The organism is Tamlana crocina, assembly GCF_012037625.1.
On record NZ_JAAVJS010000297.1, the window covers coordinates 1 to 424 of the forward strand.

Below are 424 nucleotides of genomic sequence, written 5' to 3' on the forward strand. Positions count from 1 at the left end.
GTGAACACCAAAAAGATTGTTATAACCGGCGGTCCCGGTACAGGTAAGACTTCTGTCATTCAAGCTTTGGAAGATCATGGCTACTACTGCTTCCATGAAGTCTCCCGGGAGATCATCAAAGAAGCAAAAAAGAAAGGTATCGATCAATTATTCCTTGAAGATCCCTTGCTCTTTAGCGAACTGCTGCTTGAAGGCAGGATCAAACAACATCGTGAAGCGGGAGAATCCACCTCAGATCTGGTCTTTCTTGACCGCGGAGTTCCCGATGTGGTGGCATACATGAATTACTTCGGAAATGATTACCCCCCGGTGTTCAATCGTGTTTGCAGGGAATTTATATATGAACAGGTTTTTATTTTACCCCCCTGGAAACAGATCTATACCGATGACAATGAGCGATACGAAACCTACGAACAAGCCGTAG

The 424-nt window shown here is 44.8% G+C and carries 1 protein-coding gene; it reads left to right on the forward strand.

Annotated elements, in window-relative coordinates:
• The coding region (locus HC176_RS16800) for an AAA family ATPase (RefSeq protein ID WP_209309769.1) at nucleotides 1–424 on the forward strand (424 nt) is incomplete at both ends.